General features: G+C 55.3%; 19 protein-coding genes. 15 read left to right on the plus strand and 4 right to left on the minus strand.

Translation table 11 applies throughout. The features are described from left to right. Window positions 1-357 precede the first annotated feature (357 nt). The 4 genes from xylF to xylR all read left to right on the plus strand — a co-directional run bounded on the left by xylF (window position 358) and on the right by xylR (window position 5334). Window positions 358-1350: a D-xylose ABC transporter substrate-binding protein gene (gene xylF, locus BJ887_RS19800; RefSeq protein ID WP_032679983.1), complete on the plus strand. Its 993-nt coding sequence runs from the start codon at window positions 358-360 to the stop codon at window positions 1348-1350. A 71-nt stretch (window positions 1351-1421) separates the two neighbouring features. Then, window positions 1422-2963, plus strand: coding sequence for a xylose ABC transporter ATP-binding protein (locus BJ887_RS19805; RefSeq protein WP_020882648.1), 1542 nt, complete (start codon window positions 1422-1424; stop codon window positions 2961-2963). Then, complete coding sequence (gene xylH / locus BJ887_RS19810) at window positions 2941-4122, plus strand: xylose ABC transporter permease XylH (protein ID WP_014168116.1); 1182 nt, start codon at window positions 2941-2943, stop codon at window positions 4120-4122. The genes BJ887_RS19805 and xylH overlap by 23 nt, the downstream gene beginning before the upstream one ends. 33 nt (window positions 4123-4155) lie before the next feature. Beyond that, window positions 4156-5334 carry a D-xylose utilization transcriptional activator XylR gene (xylR, locus tag BJ887_RS19815; protein WP_020882649.1) on the plus strand — a complete coding sequence of 393 codons (1179 nt, stop codon included), beginning with the start codon at window positions 4156-4158 and terminating at the stop codon, window positions 5332-5334. A gap of 47 nt (window positions 5335-5381) precedes the next feature. On the opposite strand, the gene BJ887_RS19820 is transcribed toward xylR, so the two are convergent. Continuing rightward, the gene (locus BJ887_RS19820) at window positions 5382-6206 is read right to left on the minus strand and encodes a protein bax (RefSeq protein ID WP_020882650.1); all 825 of its coding nucleotides are present in this window, start codon (window positions 6204-6206) and stop codon (window positions 5382-5384) included. A 314-nt stretch (window positions 6207-6520) separates the two neighbouring features. On the opposite strand from BJ887_RS19820, the gene BJ887_RS19830 reads away from it, so the two are divergent. Next, window positions 6521-8551 (plus strand): alpha-amylase, encoded by a 2031-nt coding sequence (locus tag BJ887_RS19830; RefSeq protein ID WP_121340322.1) that lies wholly within the window; start codon window positions 6521-6523, stop codon window positions 8549-8551. A 179-nt stretch (window positions 8552-8730) separates the two neighbouring features. Then, the gene (avtA, locus tag BJ887_RS19835) at window positions 8731-9987 is read left to right on the plus strand and encodes a valine--pyruvate transaminase (protein WP_047954895.1); all 1257 of its coding nucleotides are present in this window, start codon (window positions 8731-8733) and stop codon (window positions 9985-9987) included. A 4-nt stretch (window positions 9988-9991) separates the two neighbouring features. Here the strand turns inward: avtA and BJ887_RS19840 are convergent, their stop codons facing one another. Both BJ887_RS19840 and yiaJ read right to left on the minus strand, forming a co-directional pair. After that, window positions 9992-10447: a 4Fe-4S dicluster domain-containing protein gene (locus BJ887_RS19840; protein WP_121340323.1), complete on the minus strand. Its 456-nt coding sequence runs from the start codon at window positions 10445-10447 to the stop codon at window positions 9992-9994. A gap of 3 nt (window positions 10448-10450) precedes the next feature. Further along, window positions 10451-11269 (minus strand): IclR family transcriptional regulator YiaJ, encoded by an 819-nt coding sequence (gene yiaJ, locus BJ887_RS19845; protein ID WP_020882654.1) that lies wholly within the window; start codon window positions 11267-11269, stop codon window positions 10451-10453. 224 nt (window positions 11270-11493) lie between these two features. Between yiaJ and yiaK the strand changes: the two genes are divergently transcribed. The 8 genes from yiaK to araD are packed head-to-tail and all read left to right on the plus strand — an operon-like array spanning window position 11494 to window position 19043. Continuing rightward, complete coding sequence (gene yiaK / locus BJ887_RS19850) at window positions 11494-12492, plus strand: 3-dehydro-L-gulonate 2-dehydrogenase (RefSeq protein ID WP_014168108.1); 999 nt, start codon at window positions 11494-11496, stop codon at window positions 12490-12492. Between the two features lie 10 nt (window positions 12493-12502). Next, window positions 12503-12970, plus strand: a complete 468-nt coding sequence (locus BJ887_RS19855) for a YhcH/YjgK/YiaL family protein (protein WP_047954894.1) — start codon at window positions 12503-12505, stop codon at window positions 12968-12970. 27 nt (window positions 12971-12997) lie between these two features. Beyond that, window positions 12998-13924: a DUF4862 family protein gene (locus BJ887_RS19860; protein ID WP_014168106.1), complete on the plus strand. Its 927-nt coding sequence runs from the start codon at window positions 12998-13000 to the stop codon at window positions 13922-13924. 43 nt (window positions 13925-13967) lie between these two features. After that, window positions 13968-15287 (plus strand): MFS transporter, encoded by a 1320-nt coding sequence (locus BJ887_RS19865; RefSeq protein ID WP_014168105.1) that lies wholly within the window; start codon window positions 13968-13970, stop codon window positions 15285-15287. Between the two features lie 48 nt (window positions 15288-15335). Next, the gene (locus tag BJ887_RS19870) at window positions 15336-16841 is read left to right on the plus strand and encodes an FGGY-family carbohydrate kinase (RefSeq protein WP_121340324.1); all 1506 of its coding nucleotides are present in this window, start codon (window positions 15336-15338) and stop codon (window positions 16839-16841) included. Further along, complete coding sequence (gene ulaD / locus BJ887_RS19875) at window positions 16838-17512, plus strand: 3-keto-L-gulonate-6-phosphate decarboxylase UlaD (protein ID WP_040018411.1); 675 nt, start codon at window positions 16838-16840, stop codon at window positions 17510-17512. Before BJ887_RS19870 ends, ulaD begins: the two co-directional genes overlap by 4 nt. Then, window positions 17494-18354 (plus strand): L-ribulose-5-phosphate 3-epimerase, encoded by an 861-nt coding sequence (locus BJ887_RS19880; protein ID WP_014168102.1) that lies wholly within the window; start codon window positions 17494-17496, stop codon window positions 18352-18354. The genes ulaD and BJ887_RS19880 overlap by 19 nt, the downstream gene beginning before the upstream one ends. After that, window positions 18348-19043, plus strand: a complete 696-nt coding sequence (gene araD / locus BJ887_RS19885) for an L-ribulose-5-phosphate 4-epimerase (RefSeq protein ID WP_014168101.1) — start codon at window positions 18348-18350, stop codon at window positions 19041-19043. The genes BJ887_RS19880 and araD overlap by 7 nt, the downstream gene beginning before the upstream one ends. Here araD and BJ887_RS19890 read toward each other — a convergent pair whose 3' ends face one another. Next, window positions 19044-19862: a helix-turn-helix domain-containing protein gene (locus BJ887_RS19890; RefSeq protein WP_020882659.1), complete on the minus strand. Its 819-nt coding sequence runs from the start codon at window positions 19860-19862 to the stop codon at window positions 19044-19046. Between the two features lie 224 nt (window positions 19863-20086). On the opposite strand from BJ887_RS19890, the gene BJ887_RS19895 reads away from it, so the two are divergent. Continuing rightward, window positions 20087-21487 carry an MFS transporter gene (locus BJ887_RS19895; RefSeq protein ID WP_020882660.1) on the plus strand — a complete coding sequence of 467 codons (1401 nt, stop codon included), beginning with the start codon at window positions 20087-20089 and terminating at the stop codon, window positions 21485-21487. Window positions 21488-21497: the final 10 nt, after the last annotated feature.

Raw genomic sequence — 21497 nt, forward strand, 5'->3', positions numbered from 1 at the left:
TCAGGGTATGCGGCGAGTCGTTGATACAGGAGTAATAGTGAATAGACATTTTGGCTTGCTCAATTACGTTATTTCACACTGCTATTGAGAGAATGCACAACTGTGCGCTGGCTCGCAAAATAATGTGCAGGCAAACTATTTTTCGGCCCCTCTTCCATAATCAAATGTAATTAAGACGTTACGTATTTTAAAATTCGATCGCGGTCATAAATTCAGAAATAAACCAAATATCATAATGCGAAGATAAAAATCTGTAATTGCCAGCCCGCCTTTCCCCGTTAAAAATTTGCTGCGTCCCAGCAGTGAATGTTTCTTTTATCTCAGCAACACATACCCCTACAAAAAGGCCTTATAATTATGAAGATAAAGAACCTGTCCCTTACTCTCTGCACTACGCTCCTCCTTGCAAGCTTTGCCGGACATGCCAAGGAAGTCAAAATTGGCATGGCGATTGACGATCTGCGCCTTGAACGCTGGCAGAAAGATCGCGATATTTTTGTGAAAAAAGCGGAATCACTTGGCGCGAATGTGTTTGTGCAATCCGCGAACGGCAACGAAGAAACGCAAATGTCGCAAATTGAGAATATGATCAACCGCGGCGTCGATGTGCTGGTCATTATCCCTTATAACGGCCAGGTATTAAGTAACGTCGTTAAAGAAGCCAAACAAGAAGGCATAAAAGTCTTAGCCTATGACCGCATGATTAATAATGCGGATATCGATTATTATATTTCGTTCGACAATGAAAAAGTGGGTGAATTACAGGCTAAAAGCCTGATCGACAAAGTACCTCAGGGCAATTATTTCCTGATGGGCGGCTCGCCGGTTGATAACAACGCCAAGCTGTTCCGCGAAGGGCAAATGAAAGTCCTGAAGCCGTATATCGACAGCGGTAAGATTAAAGTGGTCGGCGATCAGTGGGCGGATGGCTGGCTGCCAGAAAACGCGCTGAAAATCATGGAAAACGCCTTAACCGCCAACAACAACAAAATCGATGCTGTCGTCGCATCCAACGATGCCACCGCAGGGGGCGCAATCCAGGCACTCAGCGCCCAGGGGCTGGCAGGAAAAGTGGCTATTTCGGGTCAGGATGCCGACCTCGCGGGCGTCAAACGCATCATGGCAGGCACACAAACCATGACCGTCTACAAACCGATTACCCAGCTTGCGAATACGGCGGCGGAAATTGCCGTGGAGCTGGGAAATGGTAAGCAACCTAAGGCAGACGCGACGCTGAATAACGGGCTTAAAGATGTTCCGGCTCGTCTGCTCACCCCCATTGAAGTCAATAAAGACAACATTGACGCCACCGTCATTAAAGACGGTTTCCACAAGAAGAGTGAACTGTAATCCAGCGCGCCCCTGCTCTGCGGGGGCGCATCGAGTTGTACTGTTCTTCCCTCGGGTCATGTGGAGCAGTTATGCCTTATTTACTTGAAATGAAAAGCATCACCAAGCGCTTTGGCGCGGTGAAAGCGGTCGACAACGTCAGTCTGCGGCTCAATCCCGGCGAAGTGGTCTCGCTGTGTGGCGAAAACGGATCGGGCAAATCGACGTTGATGAAAGTGTTGTGTGGGATCTACCCGCACGGCAGTTACGAAGGCGAAATTGTCTTTGCCGGTGAAGTGATTCAGGCGACACACATTCGCGATACCGAACGCAAAGGCATCGCCATCATCCACCAGGAGCTGGCGCTGGTGAAGCACCTCACCGTGCTGGAGAACATTTTTCTGGGGGCCGAAATTTCACGTCATGGCGTACTGGATTACGACACCATGACGCTACGCTGTGAAAAACTGCTGGCCCAGGTAAGTCTCGCGATTTCCCCGGATACGCGCGTCGGTGATCTTGGCCTCGGGCAACAACAGCTGGTTGAAATCGCCAAGGCGCTGAACAAACAGGTAAGGCTGTTGATCCTCGATGAGCCAACGGCCTCCCTCACCGAGCAGGAAACGGCCGTCCTGCTCAATATCATTCGCGATCTGCAAAACCACGGCATTGCGTGCATCTACATTTCGCACAAGCTCAATGAGGTAAAAGCCATTTCGGACACCATCTGTGTGATCCGCGACGGTCAGCACATCGGCACACGTGAAGCTGCCGGCATGAGTGAAGATGACATTATCACCATGATGGTGGGGCGCGAGCTCACGGCGCTCTATCCAAACGAACCGCACACCACGGGTGACGAAGTGTTACGCGTGGAAAACCTCACCGCGTGGCATCCCGTTAACCGCCACATCAAGCGCGTTAATGACGTCTCGTTTTCCCTTCACAGCGGCGAAATCCTCGGTATTGCGGGGTTAGTCGGGGCCGGACGAACTGAAGCCGTCCAGTGCCTGTTTGGCGTGTGGCCGGGCCGCTGGGAAGGCCGTATTTTTATCGACGGACAGCCGGTAAAAATCGAGAACTGCCAGCAGGCGATTGCCCACGGTATCGCCATGGTGCCGGAGGATCGCAAGAAAGATGGCATCGTCCCGGTCATGGCAGTGGGTAAAAACATCACGCTTGCCGCGCTCGATAGGTTCTCCGGTGCGCTGAGCAGCCTCGATGATGCTGCTGAGCAACAGTGCATTCTCCAGTCGCTCGCCAGACTCAAGGTCAAAACATCCTCCCCGGAACTGGCCATTGGACGTCTGAGCGGGGGCAACCAGCAGAAGGCAATCCTGGCGCGCTGCCTGCTCCTCAACCCACGCATATTGATCCTGGACGAGCCGACGCGTGGGATCGATATCGGCGCCAAGTACGAAATCTACAAACTGATTAATCAGCTTGTACAGCAAGGGATTGCCGTCATTGTCATCTCGTCTGAGTTACCCGAAGTGCTCGGCCTGAGCGATCGCGTGCTGGTCATGCACGAGGGAAAACTGAAAGCCAATCTGATTAACCAGAACCTGACGCAGGAGCAGGTGATGGAAGCCGCTTTAAGGAGCGAACGTCATGTCGAAAAGCAATCCGTCTGATATTAAAGTCGCTGTTCCGACGCCCGGCGCGTTTGCCGGGCTAAAAGCGCTGAACCTGCAGGTTTTCGTGATGATCGCGGCGATTATTGCCATCATGTTGTTCTTTACCTGGATGACCGATGGCTCGTACTTAAGCGCGCGTAACGTCTCTAACCTGCTGCGTCAGACTGCCATTACCGGCATCCTCGCGGTGGGCATGGTATTCGTGATTATCTCGGCGGAAATCGACCTGTCGGTGGGGTCGATGATGGGTCTGCTTGGTGGCGTGGCGGCCATTTTTGACGTCTGGCTTGGCTGGCCACTGCCGCTGACCATTGCGGTTACGCTGGTGCTGGGCCTGCTGCTGGGCGCCTGGAACGGCTGGTGGGTTGCCTACCGTAAAGTCCCGTCGTTCATTGTCACGCTGGCGGGGATGCTGGCCTTCCGCGGGATCCTAATTGGCATCACCAACGGCACCACCGTCTCCCCTACCAGCGCAGCCATGTCACAAATTGGTCAGAGCTACCTCGCCGATAGCGTCGGCTTTACGTTCGGTGTGATTGGGTTGCTGGCATTTGTGGCCTGGCAGTGGCGTGGACGAATGCGCCGTCAGGCGTTGGGTCTGGCATCGCCAGCGTCAACGTCCACAGTCGGTCGTCAGGCACTCACTGCGGTCATTGTACTGGGCGCAATCTGGCTTCTGAACGACTATCGCGGTGTCCCGACGCCGGTATTGCTGCTGGCACTGTTGCTGCTGGCCGGGATGTTTATGGCCACGCGTACCGCGTTTGGCCGCCGTATTTATGCCATCGGCGGCAACCTTGAGGCTGCTCGTCTTTCAGGGATCAACGTCGAGCGCACCAAACTCGCCGTCTTCGCCATTAACGGCCTGATGGTTGCTATCGCCGGGTTGATCCTCAGCTCGCGTCTGGGGGCGGGTTCTCCCTCGGCCGGGAACATCGCCGAGCTGGATGCTATCGCCGCCTGCGTCATTGGCGGCACCAGCCTCGCAGGCGGTGTCGGCAGCGTGGCAGGCGCGGTGATGGGGGCATTTATTATGGCTTCGTTGGATAACGGGATGAGTATGATGGACGTCCCGACGTTTTGGCAGTATATCGTCAAGGGGGCCATTCTTTTGCTGGCAGTCTGGATGGACTCTGCAACCAAGCGACGAGCCTGATAACAATATTGTGACTTATTTGGGAAGTTAGCCATGTTTGAAAAGCGTCACCGCATCACGTTGTTATTCAATGCCAACAAAGCCTACGACCGTCAGGTGGTGGAGGGCGTTGGTGAATATTTGCAGGCGTCGCAATCCGAGTGGGATATTTTTATCGAAGAAGATTTCCGAACCCGTCTCGAAAACATCAAAGAGTGGCTGGGCGATGGGGTCATCGCTGACTACGACGACCCCGTCATTGAGCAATTGCTGACTGACGTCGACGTTCCGATTGTCGGCGTCGGCGGCTCTTACCATGCGCCCGAGCACTATCCGCCGGTCCACTATATCGCCACCGATAACCATGCGCTGGTTGAGACCGCCTTCCTGCATTTGAAAGAGAAAGGCGTCCATCGCTTCGCGTTTTATGGTTTACCGTCAACCAGCGGCAAGCGCTGGGCAGTTGAGCGCGAACATGCTTTCTGTCAGCTTGTCGCGCAGGAGAAGTACCGCGGCGTGGTTTATCAGGGGCTGGAGACCGCGCCGGAAAACTGGCAGCACGCGCAAAACCGACTGGCGGACTGGCTGCAAACCCTGCCGCCGCAAACCGGCATCATTGCCGTTACGGATGCTCGAGCCCGCCACGTCTTGCAGGTCTGCGAACATTTACACATTCCGGTGCCGGAAAAACTGTGCGTCATTGGCATCGATAACGAGGAGCTGACGCGTTACCTCTCTCGCGTGGCGCTCTCGTCCGTGGCACAGGGTACGCGTCAGATGGGCTATCAGGCGGCGAAGTTACTGCATCGTCTGCTGGATAAAGAAGCGTTGCCGCTTCAGCGCTTACTGGTTCCCCCTGTCCGTGTAGTCGAACGCCGTTCAACGGATTACCGCTCCTTAAGCGACCCGGCAGTTATTCAGGCCATGCACTACATTCGCAACAACGCCTGCAAAGGGATTAAGGTCGATCAGGTGCTGGACTCGGTGGGCATTTCCCGTTCGAATCTGGAGAAGCGGTTTAAAGAGGAAGTGGGCGAAACCATTCATGCGGTCATCCACGCCGAGAAACTGGAGAAAGCACGCAGCCTGCTGATCTCCACCTCATTGTCGATCAACGAAATCTCACAGATGTGCGGTTACCCGTCGCTGCAATATTTTTATTCGGTGTTCCGAAAGGAGTATGAAAGTACGCCAAAAGAGTACCGGGAGCGTCACAGCGAAGTGATGATGTAGAAAAAAGAGAAAAGAAAACGCCTTCCGATGGAAGGCGTTTTTTTGAATTACATATGTGCGGCGATTAAGCGCTGGTTATCCTGGTACATCGCGAACAGATAGTTGTTATAGCTCTGTCCCTTGGTCGAATAACCTTTCAGCTTGTGGATCATCGTGCTGGCCGTCACTTCCTGATCCGCTTTACGCAGCTGAGCGCGCGATTTACGGAACGATGAGTAGGCCGGATGCGTGTTCAGATTCACCACGTAGGCATTCACGGAATCTTTCACTGATTCAAACTGAGAATAGCCTTTCACCTTACCTGGTGCATTGTTACAACGCCCCTTGATACATTTCATACCAAACAGGTTGTTGTTATTACGCGCCAGTTTCGAGGTACCCCAGCCACTTTCTGCTGCAGCCATGGTCGCAACCATGCTCCCCGGGATAATGTCGACACGCTCTAAGAGAGAGTTCCACGGCACACGGCGCGTGTTACCGTTCCAGCTCACCTTGTAGCGTTTGGTGATATCTTTCAGACGCGCGCGTTCTGATGGCGACCAACGGCTGTCGTACTGTTTGGCAATCAACCAGTTACGATCCGCAGTAATCGCGGCGTTTTGACTTGTGATGTAAGGCATTACCGTCCGGAGAAACGCTTTTTTCCTTGGTGTTCCGGAAGGGTATTTTCGCAAATCAGGAAGTGAACTACTCTTTGCACTATTGCGAGAATACTCTTGTTTACTGCTAACCTTACTACTTGTCGTCTTTATTACGTGGGCTTTCTTACTCGTTGTATCCGTGTGCGTCTTCGCAAGCACCTCACCCGAAAATGCCATGGTGAGTAACATGAGTATCGCGGCCCCATATCGTCGAATGGGAGTCGATATCATTAGGTCTCCTGGTCGGATATAAACATTCCAACACCTTATTTTTTTCACAAATTTGAGAGCGGAATCTCAAATCATAACAAAAATAGACTGCAAGAGCACGTATAGAAATAGTCCAATTCCGAAACTATGTCACCTGAAACCTGCTCACATAAGCATCAATTCTGAAAAATTGTGCGCGAACTCGCAGATAACTTCCTAATTTTGCGCGGGATCACTCATCCTCACGCGTCATCCTTGCAGAAAGCCCCGGGGGATGAGTTTTTACCCCACACCTGATGGCACACTGGTCAAAAATGCCGCGACAGGAAAATGGAATGAAACGCACCGCATTAGCTTTTCTGATGTTACCCGCACTGGCTCATGCTGACTGGTCATCACCGGGTTTCAACGCCTTTAGCGCCGAAGGTACCGGGATATTCACCAGCCAGGCAAAGCTTGCGAAGGGTACTCGCCCTCTTACGCTGAGTTTTGACAACACGTGCTGGCAGCCAACGGATGCAATAAAACTCAATGAGATGCTGTCGCTTAAAAAATGTGACGGCACGCCGCCGCAGTGGCGACTGTTCCGCGACGGCGAGTATCAGATGCGTGTCGATACCCGCTCTGGTACGCCCACACTGATGCTGACTATTCAGAGCGCAACGGAACCGTCGCTTGCAAACGTTACCCGCCAGTGTCCGAAGTGGGACGGTAAACCCCTGACGCTTGAAGTTGGCAACGATTTCCCGGAAGGATCGGTGGTCCGTGATTTCTACAGCAAACAGACTGCAACAGTGCAGAATGGAAAAATCACCCTGCAACCCGCCGCCAACAGCAACGGCCTGCTGCTGCTTGAACGCGCCGAAACCGACAAACCTGCGCCGTTTAGCTGGCAAAACGCCACCGTCTATTTCGTGCTGACTGACCGCTTTGTCAACGGCGATCCCTCTAACGATAACAGCTATGGACGCCACAAAGATGGCATGCAGGAGATCGGCACCTTCCACGGTGGCGATCTCAAGGGGCTTACAACCCGGCTCGATTATTTACAGCAGCTGGGCGTGAATGCGCTCTGGATAAGCTCCCCGCTGGAGCAGATCCACGGCTGGGTTGGCGGTGGCACCAAAGGTGACTTCCCCCACTACGCCTATCATGGCTACTACACCCAGGACTGGACCACGCTTGATGCCAACATGGGCACCGAAGATGATTTACGCCACCTTGTCGATGAAGCGCATAAACGCGGTATCCGCATCCTGTTTGATATCGTCATGAACCACACGGGTTACGCGACGCTCGCAGACATGCAGGCGTTCCAGTTCGGGGCCCTTTATCTGCAGGGTGATGAACTGAAAAAAACGCTGGGCGAGCACTGGACGGACTGGAAGCCGGGAGCAGGCCAAAGCTGGCATAGCTTCAACGATTACATCAACTTCAGCGACAAAGCCGCCTGGGAAAAATGGTGGGGTAAAAAGTGGATCCGCACCGACATTGGTGATTATGACAATCCCGGCTTCGACGATTTAACCCTGTCGCTGGCGTTCCTGCCGGATCTGAAAACGGAGTCGACGACCCCTTCCGGTTTACCCAACTTCTACCAACATAAACCTGATACCCACGCGAAGGCCATTTCGGGCTACACCCCGCGTGATTACCTGACCCACTGGCTCAGCCAGTGGGTACGTGACTATGGCATTGACGGTTTCCGTGTGGATACGGCAAAACACGTGGAACTCGAGGCCTGGCAGCAGTTGAAAGATCAGGCAAGCCAGGCGCTGGCAGCCTGGAAAGGCGCGAACCCCGACAAAAAACTCGACAATACTCCGTTCTGGATGACCGGCGAGTCATGGGGCCACGGCGTGATGCAAAGCGATTATTACCGCCACGGGTTTGACGCGATGATCAACTTTGATTATCAGGAGCAGGCAGCAAAAGCGGTCGGTTGTCTGGCGGACATCGACCTGACCTGGCAGCAGATGGCGGAAAAACTGCAAAGCTTCAATGTCCTGAGCTATCTCTCGTCGCATGACACACGCCTTTTCCGTGAAGGCGGCCAGCGTGCCGCAGAGCTGCTCCTGCTCGCACCGGGCAGCGTACAAATTTACTACGGCGATGAATCCGGGCGGCCATTCGGACCGACAGGGTCCGATCCATTACAGGGCACCCGCTCGGATATGAACTGGCAGGACGTGACGGGCAAGCAGGCCTTAACCGTCGCCCACTGGCAGGTTCTGGGCCAGTTCCGCGCCCGTCATCCCGCAATAGGTGAAGGCAAACAAACCACGCTCTCGCTGAAAGAAGGCTACGGCTTCGTTCGCGAGCACAATGGCGATAAGGTCATGGTGGTGTGGGCAGGTAATCAATAACGACGCAAACCGGTTCCCTCTCCCCTCCGGGAGAGGGATATTTCACCAGAACAATCCACTACCTAAATGCCTTCCCACCACATAAAACAACAATCCCGACCGCATCTCTCGATTTGCACCAGCACGGTGCTAGCGTTATGGTTACCCACTTTCAAAATAAGCTCGACAGATCACCTGCTATGACGTTTTCACTTTTCGGCGACAAATTCACCCGCCATTCAGGCATTACTCGCCTGATGGAGGACCTCAACGACGGGCTGCGCACACCAGGCGCCATCATGCTCGGCGGCGGAAACCCGGCTCAAATCCCGGAGATGAACACCTATTTTCAGACGCTGCTGGCTCAGATGCTGGAAAACGGGAAAGCAACCGATGCGCTTTGCAACTACGACGGCCCACAGGGTAAAACCGAACTGCTGACACTGCTTGCTGAAATGCTGCGCAAAGAGCTGGGTTGGGATATCGAACCACAGAATATTGCACTGACAAACGGCAGTCAGAGCGCATTTTTCTACTTGTTTAATCTGTTCGCAGGCCGTCGTGCCGACGGCACCACCAAAAAAGTGCTGTTCCCGCTGGCGCCAGAGTACATCGGCTATGCCGATTCCGGCCTCGAAGAGGATCTGTTCGTCTCGGCGCGCCCGAATATTGAGCTGCTGCCAGAAGGCCAGTTCAAATATCACGTCGACTTTGAACATCTGCATATTGGTGAAGAGACGGGCATGATCTGCGTATCACGTCCAACCAACCCAACGGGCAACGTCATCACCGACGACGAACTGATGAAGCTGGATGCGCTGGCGAATCAGCACGACATCCCGCTGGTGATTGATAACGCTTATGGCGTGCCGTTCCCGGGGATCATCTTCAGCGAAGCACGTCCGCTGTGGAACCCGAACATCGTCCTGTGTATGAGCCTTTCCAAGCTGGGTCTGCCGGGCAGCCGTTGCGGGATCATCATCGCCAATGAAAAAATCATCACCGCCATTACCAACATGAACGGCATTATCAGCCTTTCCCCGGGGGGAATCGGCCCGGCGATGATGTGCGAAATGATCAAACGTAATGACCTGCTGCGCCTGTCGAACGAGGTTATCAAGCCGTTCTATTACCAGCGGGTACAGGAAACGATCGCCATTCTTCGCCGCTACTTACCGGAAGAACGCTGCCTGATCCACAAACCTGAAGGGGCGATTTTCCTGTGGCTGTGGTTTAAGGATCTGCCGATCACCACCGAGCTTCTCTACCAGCGCCTGAAAAAGCGCGGCGTGTTGATGGTGCCGGGTGATTACTTCTTCCCGGGGCTGGATAAGCCGTGGCCGCATACGCATCAGTGCATGCGCATGAACTACGTGCCCGATCCGGAGAAAATCGAAGCGGGCGTGAAAATTCTCGCCGAAGAGATCGAGTACGCCTGGCGCGAAGATAGCCAGTAACGCGTTACGCCAGATTATGCAGCCGTTCGGTGCGTAATCTGGCGGGGTCAACGCAGCGCAGCGCGTGGGTTGGGCACGCCTCCACACAGGCGGGTCCAGCCTCGCGATCTGCGCACAAATCACATTTCACCGCCTGAAGGCGGTTCCCCACTCGCTGAACCTGCATCGCCCCAAACGGGCACGCTACCACACAACTTTTACAGCCAATACAGCGCGCCGGCTCCACCCGCCAGGCACCCGCGGTGTGGCGAATAGCCTGTGTCGGACAAACAGTGGCACAAGGGGCATCTTCACACTGATGGCAGCCCACAGCCGTAGTGAATGCGCCGCCTTTGACCACCCGAATGCGGGGCGCAAACGCGCCTGCAGAAAGCATTCCCTGATGCGACACCACGCAGGCCACTTCGCAGGTACGGCAGCCAATGCATTTTTCCGTATCAGCCAGGATAAATCGGTTCATCTGTCACGCTCCGCGCACGTTAAAACCCAACTCTTTTGAGATAGCCTCTGCCGTTTCCCGCAGCGGTTTCAGCAGGTTTTTTTCACCAATTTGCTTCATGCGGGACGTCGAGAGCGAAATGGAGATCGCGTACGGCACGCGGCCATGAATATCAAACACCGGTACGGCAAGACAGGAGACGCCCAGCTCGTTCTCTTCTTTATCCATCGCCATGCTGTGCTCGCGGATTTCCGCCAGCTCGTCATACATCGCACTCAGTTCGGTAATCGTGTTGCGGGTGAGCGGCTGGATCTGCTCCTGATGGCTCTGCCAGTAGCTCGCCACATAGTCCTGATGACCAAACGCCATGTAGATTTTGCCCATCGCCGAACAATAAAGCGGCATATGCTGACCGATGTAAGCACGCGTGCGCAGCATACCGGTTGTGGGCTCCAGCTTATAAATCAGAATCGCATGATCGTCCTCGCGGCTTGAGAAGTTCACCGTCTCACCGGTGGCGATATTCAGCGTCTCAAGGTGCGGGGCCGCCACGTGAATGATATTCAGCGACGACAGCGCCTTTTGCCCGACGGCGATAAATTTGGTGGTCAGGCGGTAGCTACCCGCCGCAGGCGCCGGGGTAACGTACCCGCACGACTGTAACCCCTGCAGTAAGCGGTGCACGGTGCTTTTATTCAGCCCTGCCAGTTCCGATAAATGGGCCAACGGACACCCGTTCGGGTAGTTGCTGAGGATCTCAATCAGCATCAGGCCGCGAAACAAGCTCTGGCTACCTGCTGGCCTCTCTTTCTCTTGCGTCATTTCGCTCTCTTTCGTGCTCATCCAATGGCTCCTTTTTATCGCGTCCTGATGGTAGCGCAAAGTGTGGTTCAGTTCACGATCTCAACAGAAAAAACACAACCAGTTGATTTTAATCGATTTTGAAAATCATGAATGTCGTTGATCTGGCAAAATTTGATCGCTATATTTGAAATCAGATTTCGCATAGTGAAATTTAGCGATAAAAAAGCACTCGCACTTGCCCCGACAAAAACAGGAGAACAGGGATGAAAGTGACCTTTGAAGAGTTAAAAGCGGCGTTCAGGCGGGTCCTGGTCGATCGCGGCGTAAAAGCGGACACCGCCGACGCCTGCGCGGAGATGTTTGCCCGCACCACGGAATCGGGCGTCTATTCACACGGGGTTAACCGCTTCCCTCGTTTCATTCAGCAGCTTGATGCCGGCGACATCATTCCTGATGCCCAGCCAACACGGGTGACCTCGCTAGGTGCCATCGAACAGTGGGATGCCCGACGTTCGATTGGCAACCTGACGGCGAAAAAGATGATGGATCGCGCCACCGAACTGGCCGCCGACCACGGTATCGGCCTGGTGGCTCTGCGAAACGCCAACCACTGGATGCGCGGCGGCAGCTACGGCTGGCAGGCCGCAGAGAAGGGGTACATCGGGATCTGCTGGACTAACTCCATTGCCGTCATGCCAGCCTGGGGCTCAAAAGCGTGCTGCATCGGCACTAACCCTCTGATCGTGGCGATTCCGTCTACGCCGATCACAATGGTCGATATGTCGATGTCAATGTTCTCCTACGGCATGCTGGAAGTGAATCGCCTGGCCGGACGCACGTTGCCGGTGGATGGGGGGTTTGACGATGAAGGGCACCTCACCAGAGAACCTGGTGTGATCGAGAAAAACCGCCGCATTCTGCCGATGGGCTACTGGAAAGGATCGGGCTTATCCATCGTCCTCGACATGATCGCAACCCTGCTCTCCAACGGATCCTCCGTTGCGGAAGTGACCCAGGACAACAGCGACGAATATGGCGTGTCACAAATCTTTATCGCCATCGAGGTCGATCGTTTGATCGACGGACCCACCCGCGATGCCAAACTGCAGCGCATCATGGACTTTATCATCAACGCCGAGCGGGCTGATGACAACGTCGCGGTTCGACTGCCGGGTCATGAATTCACACGTCTGCTCGAAGAGAACCGCCGCAACGGCATCACCATTGACGACAGCGTGTGGGCGAAAATCCAGTCTCTGTAAGGAGTGGGCCATGATTTTAGGACATATTTCGCAGCCAAATCCGTGTCGCCTGCCGCGGGCGATAGAGAAAGCGCTCGATTTTCTGCGCACCACGGATTTCACGGCGCTGGCACCTGGCGTGGTGGACATTGACGGACGTAACATCTTTGCTCAGGTGCTCGACCTCACCACTCAAACGTGGGATGAGAACCGTCCCGAAGTGCACCGTCGCTATCTGGACATTCAGTTTCTGGCATGGGGTGAAGAGAAAATCGGTGTCGCCATTGATACCGGCAATAACGAAATAAGCGAATCGCTGCTGGAACAGCGGGATATTATTTTTTATCACGGCAGCGAAAATGAATCATTTATAGAAATGACGCCCGGCACGTACGCCATATTTTTCCCGCAGGATGTTCACCGTCCTGCCTGCATTAAAAATAAGGCATCGGCAATTCGTAAAATTGTGGTGAAAGTAGCAATCAGCGAAATAGATTAATTTTCTGAACTCTATTGGGAATGCGAAATGACTTACACCGGTTTTATAATTGGTGCGTACCCCTGCGCACCCTCGTTTCACCAGCAAGGGGAACAAGAAGAGCAGGACTTCTGGCGAGCGCTTTCCGATACGCCAGATATTCGCGGGCTGGAGCAACCGTGTCTTGAGGATCTCCATCCGTTGGGTGACGAATGGCTGTTCCGCCATACGCCGGGAGACTGGCAAATGGTGGTTACCGCGGTGATGGAAACCATGCGCCGCCGCGGCACAAATGGCGCGTTTGGCCTGGCCTCTGCCGATGAAGAACAGCGCAAAGCCTGCGTTGACTATTACCGCCATCTGCTGCGAAAGATTGATGCCATCAATACTCGCTTTCCAGGCAAAATTATCGCCCTGGAGATGCAGGCCGCGCCGCAGGCGGGAAACCCGTCTGTTGAACAAGCTACCGCTGCGTTTTCCCGTTCTGTACGCGAAATCACCTCATGGGACTGGTCATGCGACCTGGTGCTTGAACACTGCGATGCCATGACCGGCCCCGCGCCACGCAAGGGGTTTTTGCCCTTAGCGCAGGTGCTTGAGGTGGTGAAAGAAACGGATATCAGCGTATGCATTAACTGGGCGCGGTCGGCTATCGAAGGACGCAATACCACGCTGCCGCCTGAACATGTTAAAGCCGCACTTGAGGCCGGGAAGCTGGGCGCACTGATGTTCTCCGGGACCTCCGTCCGCGGAGCGTACGGCGAATGGCAGGATCTGCACGCGCCATTTTCCCCGTTCTGCGCCGACAGTTTAATGACCACCGACCAGGTAAAAGCACTTTTTACTGCGGCGAGTGCCGCAACATTGAAATTCTCCGGTATTAAATTACTGGAAATAAATGCTAATGCTAACGTCAGCCATCGCATCGCTATTTTGCGTGACGGCATTAGTGAAATGAAAAAAGCAACGCAATAACAATAAAAATCTTATTCCGGTTACATTCACTGAGATATTAAATATGAATATTTCTACTCATGCTCTACAAGCGGATATTCCGCGCCAGCGCTGGTTAAGAATCATTCCGCCTATTCTTATCGCCTGTATTATTTCATATATGGACCGCGTGAATATCGCATTTGCGATGCCAGGCGGTATGGATGAAGAGTTAGGTATCTCTGCCACCATGGCAGGCCTGGCGGGTGGGATCTTCTTTATCGGTTATCTGTTCCTGCAGGTGCCCGGCGGCAAGATTGCCGTGCATGGCAGCGGTAAGAAGTTTATTGGCTGGTCGCTGGTTGCCTGGGCGGTGATTTCGGTCCTGACCGGCGTTGTGACCAACCAGTATCAACTGCTGGCACTGCGCTTCTTACTCGGTGTGGCAGAAGGCGGGATGCTGCCTGTGGTGCTCACGATGATCAGTAACTGGTTCCCGGACGCCGAACGCGGCCGCGCCAATGCGATTGTCATCATGTTTGTTCCCATTGCGGGGATCATCACCGCACCCCTGTCGGGCTGGATTATCACCGCACTCGACTGGCGCTGGCTGTTCATCATTGAAGGGCTGATGTCCATTGTGGTGCTGGTGCTCTGGGTGTTCACCGTCTACGACCGCCCGCAGGAAGCTCGCTGGATCTCCGAGGCCGAGAAAAATTATCTGATACAAACGCTGGCCGCAGAACAGCAGGCTATTGCCGGAAAAGCGGTGAAAAATGCCTCGCTGAGTGCGGTTCTGTCCGACAAAACCATGTGGCAGCTGATTGCCCTGAACTTCTTCTACCAGACCGGGATTTACGGTTACACCCTCTGGCTGCCAACCATTCTCAAAGAGCTGACGCATACCAGCATCGGCCAGGTGGGAATGCTCGCCATCCTGCCTTATGTCGGCGCCATTGCGGGCATGTTCCTGTTCTCCTCACTGTCTGACCGTACCGGCAAGCGCAAGCTGTTCGTCTCCCTGCCGCTGATTGGCTTCGCGCTCTGCATGTTCCTCTCCGTGGCGTTGAAAGAGAACATCTGGCTGGCCTATGCCGCGCTGGTGGGCTGTGGCTTCTTCCTGCAGTCCGCTGCGGGTGTGTTCTGGACGATTCCGGCGCGCCTGTTCAGCGCAGAGATGGCCGGTGGCGCTCGCGGCGTGATTAACGCCCTGGGTAACCTCGGTGGGTTCTGCGGCCCTTACGCGGTGGGCGTGCTGATCACCCTCTACAGCAAAGATGCCGGGGTGTACTGCCTCGCGGTTTCACTGGCGCTGGCCTCGCTGCTCGCCCTGATGCTACCGGCGAAATGCGATGCCGGAGCGGAACCCAACCCCGGCGTGAACCCGCATAAGCACGCAGCCTGATCCCCCCGCCCTCTCCTGAAGAGAGGGCGTAAGACAAGAGAGTCAACGATGAGTGAAAAAGAGCCCTTCTGGCTGGGTATCGATTGTGGCGGAACGTATCTGAAAGCCGGTCTGTACACCAGCCAGGGCCAGGAAGTCTGTATTGAGCGCCGCTCGGTTGCCACACTCAGCCCACACGCAGGCCACGCTGAGCGGGATATGCACCAACTCTGGCAGCAGTGCCACGCCACCGTCGCCCTGCTGCTTAAAAAGGCCGGCATTGGCGGCGCACAAATCAAAGGCGTCGGGATATCGGCACAGGGTAAAGGACTGTTTTTACTGGACAAGTATGACCAGCCCCTCGGCAACGCCATGCTCTCCTCTGACCGCCGGGCGCTGGAGATTGTACAGCGCTGGCAGCAGGACGGTATTCCTGAAAAGCTTTATCCGCATACGCGCCAGACGCTATGGACGGGGCATCCCGCCTCCCTCCTGCGTTGGGTGAAAGAGAATGAACCGCACCGTTATCAGCAGATTGGCTGTGTGATGATGGCGCACGACTACCTGCGCTGGTGCCTCACCGGCGTTAAAGGGTGTGAAGAGAGCAACATCTCTGAATCCAATCTCTACAACATGAACACCGGGCAGTACGATCCGCAGCTCACACGCTGGCTCGGCATCGACGAAATTGACGGCGCGCTGCCGCCGATCGTCGGTTCAGCAGAAATGTGCGGGGAAATCACCGCTCAGGCCGCCGCCCTGACCGGTCTCGCAGCGGGTACACCCGTTGTGGGGGGGCTGTTTGATGTGGTTTCCACCGCGATCTGCGCCGGGTTACATGACGACAGCACGCTCAACGCCGTGATGGGCACCTGGGCTGTCACCAGCGGGATCGCCAACGGTATAGGCCATAACGAGCCGTATCCCTATGTGTATGGGCGCTACGTTCATCCGCAGCACTACATCGTTCACGAAGCCAGCCCCACCTCGTCCGGTAACCTCGAATGGCTGACCACACAGTGGGGCGACATGTCATTCGATGCGATCAACCAGTCCGTTGCCAGCCTGCCGAAAGCCGGAAGCGATCTGCTCTTCCTGCCGTTCCTCTATGGCAGCAACGCCGGGCTGGAGATGACCTGCGGGTTTTACGGTATGCAGGCCCTGCATACCCGCGCGCATCTGTTGCAGGCGGTCTATGAAGGTGTGGTCTTCAGCCACATGACCCATCTTAACCGCATGCTAGCGCGCTTCACGCACGTGCAGGCATTGCGCGTAACCGGCGGCCCTGCCCATTCGGATGTGTGGATGCAAATGCTCGCGGACGTCAGCGGTCTGGCAATAGAACTGCCACAGGTCGAAGAGACCGGCTGTTCCGGCGCGGCGCTGGCCGCGCTGGTGGGTACCGGCGTTTATCCCGATTTCCGCACCGCGCAGCAGGCTGTCAGACATCACATTCGCGTCATCACACCCGACAAGCATGCCCATGCGGCCTACCAGCGCAAGTATCAGCGCTACCAGCTACTGATTTCAGCACTACAGGGCTATCACGCCCATGTTAAGGAGCACGACCTATGAGCCGACCATTACTGCAGCTGGCGCTCGACCATACCTCACTTCAGGCCGCACAGCGCGACGTCGAGCGGCTTGCGGATCACGTCGATATTATCGAAGCAGGCACCATTTTGTGTCTCACCGAAGGGCTTAATGCCGTGCGCGCACTGCGCCAGCAGTGTCCGAAAAAAACGATCGTGGCTGACTGGAAAGTGGCCGATGCCGGAGAAACGCTGGCTGAACAGGCGTTTGGCGCAGGCGCGAACTGGATGACCATTATCTGCGCCGCGCCGCTGGCAACCGTCGAGAAGGGTCACGAGGTGGCTCTGCGCTGCGGCGGGGAAATTCAGATGGAGCTGTTTGGTCACTGGACGCTGGATGATGCGCGAGAATGGCACCGTATCGGGGTCACACAGGCCATTTATCACCGTGGGCGCGACGCACAGGCCAGCGGCCAGCAGTGGGGCGAGGCGGATCTCGCCAGCATGAAAGCCCTCTCGGATATCGGCCTGCAGCTCTCGATCACCGGCGGCATTACCCCCGCCGACCTGCCGCTGTTTAAGCAGATCAATGTGAAAGCGTTTATTGCCGGACGGGCACTGACAGGCACTGCTAACCCACCGCAGGTGGCCCATGCATTCCATTCACACATCCGCGACATCTGGGGGGAGTCACCATGCGTCAGCATCCGTTAGGTATCTACGAAAAAGCGCTGCCGAAAGCGCTCACCTGGCCAGAGCGCCTGGTGCTGGCAAAAAGCTGCGGATTTGATTTTGTCGAGATGTCGATCGATGAAACCGATGAGCGCCTGTCCCGCCTTGAGTGGAACACCGCGCAGCGCGCCTCTCTGGTTGAGGCGATGCTGGAAACCGGGGTCGCGATCCCGTCGATGTGTCTGTCTGCCCACCGCCGTTTCCCGTTTGGTAGCCGGGACGAGACCGTCCGCGAGCGCGCACGCGCCATTATGACCAAAGCCATCCGTCTGGCGCGCGATCTCGGTATTCGCACCATCCAGCTTGCCGGGTATGACGTCTATTACGAAGAACATGACGAAGGTACCCGGCAACGCTTTGCCGAAGGGCTGGCATGGGCCGTGGAGCAGGCCGCCGCCGCGCAGGTCATGCTGGCAGTGGAGATCATGGATACCGCGTTTATGAACTCCATCAGCAAATGGAAAAAGTGGGACGAAATGCTCGCTTCGCCATGGTTCAGCGTTTATCCGGACGTCGGCAACCTGAGCGCGTGGGGTAACGATGTGGCCGCCGAGCTGACGCTGGGCATCGATCGCATCGCCGCCATCCACCTGAAAGATACCCAGCCCGTGACTGAACAAAGCCCCGGACAGTTTCGTGACGTACCGTTCGGTGAGGGGTGCGTTGATTTCGTGGGCATATTTAACACACTGAATCAGCTCAATTATCGCGGCGCATTTCTGATTGAAATGTGGACTGAAAAAGCCAAAGAGCCGGTACTGGAAATCATCCAGGCACGCCGCTGGATTGAAGCCCGGATGCAGGAAGGAGGGATGACATGTTAGAACAACTCAAAGCCGAGGTCCTGGCGGCAAACCTGGCGCTGCCTGCCCACCAGCTGGTGACTTTCACCTGGGGCAACGTCAGTGCGGTGGATCGTGAACGCGGCCTGATGGTGATTAAACCCTCCGGCGTGGAGTATGACGTGATGTCCGCAGAGGATATGGTGGTGGTGGACATTGCCACGGGCCAGGTGGTCGAGGGGGTTAAAAAACCCTCTTCCGACACGCCAACCCACCTGGCGCTGTATCGCCGTTACCCTGAAATTGGCGGCATTGTGCATACCCATTCCCGCCACGCCACTGTCTGGGCGCAGGCAGGGCAGGATTTACCGGCATGGGGTACCACGCACGCTGACTATTTTTATGGTGCGATCCCCTGCACGCGGTTGATGACCCCGGCTGAAATTGCGGGTGAATACGAATACCAGACCGGTGAAGTGATCATCAAAACCTTTGAGGAGCGCGACGTAAACCCGATGCAGATCCCGGCGGTGCTGGTCCATTCTCACGGCCCGTTCACCTGGGGGAAAAATGCGGCCGATGCGGTACATAACGCTGTGGTGCTGGAAGAGTGCGCCTTTATGGGGCTGTTTTCACGCCAGCTTGCGCCACAGCTACCGACGATGCAGCAGGAACTGCTCGATAAACATTACCTGCGCAAGCATGGAGCAAATGCCTACTACGGGCAGTGATTACCCGGAATTAATATGCTCCTTACAGTACCGCCGTTTCCAGACGGCGGGCGTTAAGCCGGTATGCTTTGAAAATATCTGCCGGAAATACCCGACATCATTAAAACCGCAGCGGGTTGCCACTTCGGTCAGGGACGCGGAGTCGTTCAGCAACAGCTTTTCTGCCGCCCTGACGCGCTGGCGATGGATCGCTTCCGTCAGGGTTAAGTGAAAGGTCCGGCGAAATACACGTCCCAGATAATCGGCATTGCAGTGCAAGGCTTTTGCCAGTTGCGATGTGGAAAGCGGCAGATGAAACTGCGTGCGAATAAGCTGTTTTGCCTTCCATGCCATGGCCGCGCCGGCTTCATCGGCTCTGTCTTCATAACCTGAGGAGATCGACACTTGCTGTAAAATCAGCAGCAAAATCATTTCCAGCGCCACGCTTCGCTGTAATTTTTCCTGCTCACTCAGGAATTGCCGGAATAGCGCAATCACATATTGAGCATCGCGCACGCAGCAATGTTGTTCAATGGCCACCGGAAAAGCATGTGGCAAAGGCGACGATTGCCCTTCGACCTCAAAATGCAGCCAGTAGAACCGCAGGTCCGCCGGGAAATCTTCTGTCCCCACGTGTCGACGCGCCGGCCAGAGCAGTAAGCTCTCTCCCGCTTTCACCTCAAAGAGCGTGTTTTCTTCCTGGATCGTTAATGTCCCTTTTTCAACGAAGATAATCTCCCACGAAGTTAATTTGCGCGCCGGATGCCGGCCCACGCCCCGGGAAATAAAGAGCCCACCATTTTGCACTTTAATCGGAAGCGCTATGGATAATTCAAGCATGGATATTCACCATTCCGCTCTGATTGCCATTAATATTCATCTTATGCTTTGATTATTAATGAATATCTTCCTGCCTTCCCGATCGAAATCACAAATTTATCATCAGGTCGGAATCGTCACCTTTTTATACTTTTCCCTTCCCTTGTTGGCCCGAGCGTTCGGTGCAGAATGAATGGGGTACCTTGCATAAATACGATAAAAATCGATTACCGAGGAGTTACCTCATGACTTCCACACCGATTACAGAATCACAGGTCGTACAAGGGGCTATGGATGACCGCCTGTCAGTCCGCGAAAAAATAGGCTACGGCCTGGGTGACGCGGGTGGCACGGTCATTACCTGCCTGATCATGAATTTTCTTACCTTCTTCTACACCGACGTTTTTGGTCTGACGCCTGCGCTCGTTGGCACGCTGTTTATTGCCCTGCGCGTGTTTGATGCCATTTCCGATCCGGTGATGGGGGTGATTGCCGACCGAACACAAAGCCGTTGGGGGCGTTTTCGCCCGTGGCAGCTGTGGGTGGCGCTTCCTGTCGGAGTTATCGGTGTACTGACCTTCACCGTGCCTGACGCCAGCATGGGGGTGAAAATCGCCTGGGCGTTTGGTACCTATCTGCTGTTGTCAGTGGGCTATACCGCCATCAACGTGCCCTACTGCGCGCTGATCAACACCATGACCACCCGCCACAGCGAGGTCATCTCCTGTCAGTCATGGCGCTTTGTGCTGTGCGGTGTGGCGGGCTTTTTGGTCTCTGTTGGCCTGCCGTGGCTGGTCGCAGCGCTGGGCGAGGGCAACGCCGCGCGAGGCTATCAGCTCGGCGTTGGGGTGTTGTGCGCCATCGCCGTGGTGATGTTCCTCTGCTGCTTCTTCTGGGTGCGTGAGCGCGTCCCGCTGGCGCTGATGGGCAAATTCACCTTACGCGAGCATCTGGCCGGCCTGCGCAACAACGATCAGCTCCTGCTGATGCTGGTGATGTCATTCCTGCTGATCAACGTCTTCAACATTCGTGGCGGCGGCTACATGTACTTCATCACCTACGTGCTCCAGGGCAGTACCGCTTATACCTCGCTGTTCTTCACGATGGTGACCTTTGCGGCCATTCTCGGCGCGGTGATCGTGAATCCCCTTTCTCGCCGGATTGATACCGTCAAACTCTATTACTACACCAACCTCGTGCTGGCCGCGCTCGCGGCGGGAATGTGGTTTCTGCCAGGCGGTCCGGCTCATCAGATGCTCTGGCTGATCGTTATTCTGAGTAACGGCGTCATTCTCGGTTTTACCCTGCCCCTGCACTTCTCGCTGATGGCATTTGCAGATGACTATGGTGAGTGGAAAAACGGGGTACGTTCATCTGGCATGAACTTCGCTTTTAATCTGTTTTTCATCAAGCTCGCCTGGGCGTCCAGCGCCGGGATCATCAGCCTGGTGTTTATCGCCGTCGCCTACCAGCCGGGCGCGGGCAACCAGACGCCAGCCTCGTTGCAGGGAATTACTGCGATGGAGACGCTGCTCCCCGCCCTTTTCCACCTGCTGCTGGCGGTCTCAATCCGCTGGTGCAGACTCAACAATCCCATGATGTCGCGCATTGCCACCGATCTGCGCCAGCGTCACGTATCGTCCTGAGGAGAATGAC

Source organism: Enterobacter sp. WPR_3_1, from assembly GCF_003635055.1.
GTDB lineage: Bacteria > Pseudomonadota > Gammaproteobacteria > Enterobacterales > Enterobacteriaceae > Enterobacter > Enterobacter ludwigii.

Excerpts from the sequence above, each read along its gene's own strand:
- xylF (WP_032679983.1), top strand. The coding sequence starts at position 358 with ATGAAGATAAAGAACCTGTCCCTTACTCTCTGCACTACGCTCCTCCTT.
- BJ887_RS19805 (WP_020882648.1), top strand. The coding sequence starts at position 1,422 with ATGCCTTATTTACTTGAAATGAAAAGCATCACCAAGCGCTTTGGCGCG.
- xylH (WP_014168116.1), top strand. The coding sequence starts at position 2,941 with ATGTCGAAAAGCAATCCGTCTGATATTAAAGTCGCTGTTCCGACGCCC.
- xylR (WP_020882649.1), top strand. The coding sequence starts at position 4,156 with ATGTTTGAAAAGCGTCACCGCATCACGTTGTTATTCAATGCCAACAAA.
- BJ887_RS19820 (WP_020882650.1), bottom strand. The coding sequence starts at position 6,206 with ATGATATCGACTCCCATTCGACGATATGGGGCCGCGATACTCATGTTA.
- BJ887_RS19830 (WP_121340322.1), top strand. The coding sequence starts at position 6,521 with ATGAAACGCACCGCATTAGCTTTTCTGATGTTACCCGCACTGGCTCAT.
- avtA (WP_047954895.1), top strand. The coding sequence starts at position 8,731 with ATGACGTTTTCACTTTTCGGCGACAAATTCACCCGCCATTCAGGCATT.
- BJ887_RS19840 (WP_121340323.1), bottom strand. The coding sequence starts at position 10,447 with ATGAACCGATTTATCCTGGCTGATACGGAAAAATGCATTGGCTGCCGT.
- yiaJ (WP_020882654.1), bottom strand. The coding sequence starts at position 11,269 with ATGAGCACGAAAGAGAGCGAAATGACGCAAGAGAAAGAGAGGCCAGCA.
- yiaK (WP_014168108.1), top strand. The coding sequence starts at position 11,494 with ATGAAAGTGACCTTTGAAGAGTTAAAAGCGGCGTTCAGGCGGGTCCTG.
- BJ887_RS19855 (WP_047954894.1), top strand. The coding sequence starts at position 12,503 with ATGATTTTAGGACATATTTCGCAGCCAAATCCGTGTCGCCTGCCGCGG.
- BJ887_RS19860 (WP_014168106.1), top strand. The coding sequence starts at position 12,998 with ATGACTTACACCGGTTTTATAATTGGTGCGTACCCCTGCGCACCCTCG.
- BJ887_RS19865 (WP_014168105.1), top strand. The coding sequence starts at position 13,968 with ATGAATATTTCTACTCATGCTCTACAAGCGGATATTCCGCGCCAGCGC.
- BJ887_RS19870 (WP_121340324.1), top strand. The coding sequence starts at position 15,336 with ATGAGTGAAAAAGAGCCCTTCTGGCTGGGTATCGATTGTGGCGGAACG.
- ulaD (WP_040018411.1), top strand. The coding sequence starts at position 16,838 with ATGAGCCGACCATTACTGCAGCTGGCGCTCGACCATACCTCACTTCAG.
- BJ887_RS19880 (WP_014168102.1), top strand. The coding sequence starts at position 17,494 with ATGCGTCAGCATCCGTTAGGTATCTACGAAAAAGCGCTGCCGAAAGCG.
- araD (WP_014168101.1), top strand. The coding sequence starts at position 18,348 with ATGTTAGAACAACTCAAAGCCGAGGTCCTGGCGGCAAACCTGGCGCTG.
- BJ887_RS19890 (WP_020882659.1), bottom strand. The coding sequence starts at position 19,862 with ATGCTTGAATTATCCATAGCGCTTCCGATTAAAGTGCAAAATGGTGGG.
- BJ887_RS19895 (WP_020882660.1), top strand. The coding sequence starts at position 20,087 with ATGACTTCCACACCGATTACAGAATCACAGGTCGTACAAGGGGCTATG.